We start from the raw sequence: 1,809 nt of genomic DNA on the forward strand, positions 1-1,809 counted from the left end.
TCAGAAAGAAGGGCATGAGTTTTTGAAAAAAGTGGCGGATAATTACGGCGATATAAAGATCTACATAAGGAGGAGAGAAAATGGTTGATGCCGTTGTGATTGGTGGTGGACCAGGCGGTTATGTATGCGCAATAAGAATAGCTCAACTTGGCAAGAGTGTCGCACTCGTAGAAAAAGAGAATCTCGGAGGCACATGTACCAACTGGGGCTGTATTCCAACGAAGGCCATGTTGACCTCTGCTCATTTATATACGGAGATAAACGAGAAATCCAAGAGGCTTGGAATTGATGCATCAGGACTAGGCTACGATCTAAAGAGAATAATGTCCCACATGAATAGGACGATTACAATGTCAAGAAAGGGAATCGAACACCTGTTGAAGAAAAATGGTGTTGATTTCTACAACGACGTTGCAGAAATTAAGGATGCAGGACACGTTCTGCTAAAGAACCATGGTAAAACTCTAGAGACCAGAAATATAGTCATTGCCGCTGGTTCTGAACCCTCCATATTCAAGCCGTTCAGTGAAATCGAAGGGATTTGGACCAGCAACGATGTCTTTCAGATGGAAGAGATGCCAGAAAGCCTTGTTATCGTTGGTGGAGGAGTTATCGGTGTCGAATTTGCAACATTTTTTAGCTCATTCGGAGTGAAGACTACAATCATTGAGCTTGCGGACCACATTCTTCCATACGAAGATAGGGATGTCGCCGATGACATTCGAAAGTCATTGACTCGACAGGGGGTTGAAATAGTTGAAAGAACGAAGGTGACTGAGGTGGAAAAGGATGAATGTATCTTCGTTCTAAATGCCGAAGGTGAACAGGAGCTCTCAGTTCAGGCTGAGAAAGTTCTTGTTGCAGTTGGTAGGAGGCCGTATATAACCGAAGATGTGAGAAAGCTTGGTCTGGAAATTGAAAGGGGAGTCGTCACGAACAGCCGAATGCAGACAAACATTAAAGGTGTTTACGCCATAGGCGATATAAGAGCCGGAATGATGCTTGCCCACGTTGCTAGCTATGAGGGTATAGTAGCGGCTCACAACATTGCCGGAGAAGTAATGGAAATGAATTACTCCGCAGTTCCTTCAATCATTTTCTCCAATCCGGAGGTAGGATCTACCGGCATAAAAGAAGACGATGTTGAAGATATGGAGAGAGTAATTATCGCTAAATTCCCCTTAAGCGCCAATGGTAGAGCAAGGACTGTACTTGAAAACACTGGTTCGTAAAGGTAATCGCAGATAAGGAAAACGGAAAGGTTCTGGGAATGAGCATAGTCTCTCCATCTGCAACGGAGCTCATAATGGAAGGAGTAATAGCAGTCAAGAATGGGCTAACGGTCGAAGAGCTTGAGAACTCAATACACCCTCATCCAACACTATCAGAGACAGTACTTGGTGCGCTTGAAGGCGTAAATGGAATGAGTATTCATATCTGAGATAGTTCGTTAATAGAGGGCATCCCTTTGCAGGCAATGCTTCGGGATGCCCATGTTTATTTTCTGATGTCCGAAATCATATTATGCTTTTCTGTAAAACCTCGATTCCTTGAAAACATCTTTCCGTTTTTTTTGCAGGGTTTCTTTCATCGAATTTTGTTGCACTAACCTAGATGATTACAAATAAAGCTTTCTGAACATCCGTTAGAACTCTTTTGAATATATATTTCTCGTCTGGCTGAAGACCTTTGTCTTGGCGAAAGTATGCTTATAGAATAAAAGATCCAACTTGATCATTATATGGCCTTCAGTCTCAAAATCAAGCTCAGCCTTCGATTGATTTACTTTTGCAGAGAAACCCATGGGAA

The 1,809-nt window shown here is 42.7% G+C and carries 1 pseudogene; it reads left to right on the top strand.

The window, feature by feature from the left end:
• Positions 1-80 precede the first annotated feature (80 nt).
• A pseudogene (lpdA, locus tag BG32_RS03205) lies at positions 81-1,441 on the top strand (dihydrolipoyl dehydrogenase).
• Positions 1,442-1,809: the final 368 nt, after the last annotated feature.

The organism is Mesotoga sp. HF07.pep.5.2.highcov (genome assembly GCF_003666285.1).
Taxonomy (GTDB): Bacteria; Thermotogota; Thermotogae; order Petrotogales; family Kosmotogaceae; genus Mesotoga; species Mesotoga prima.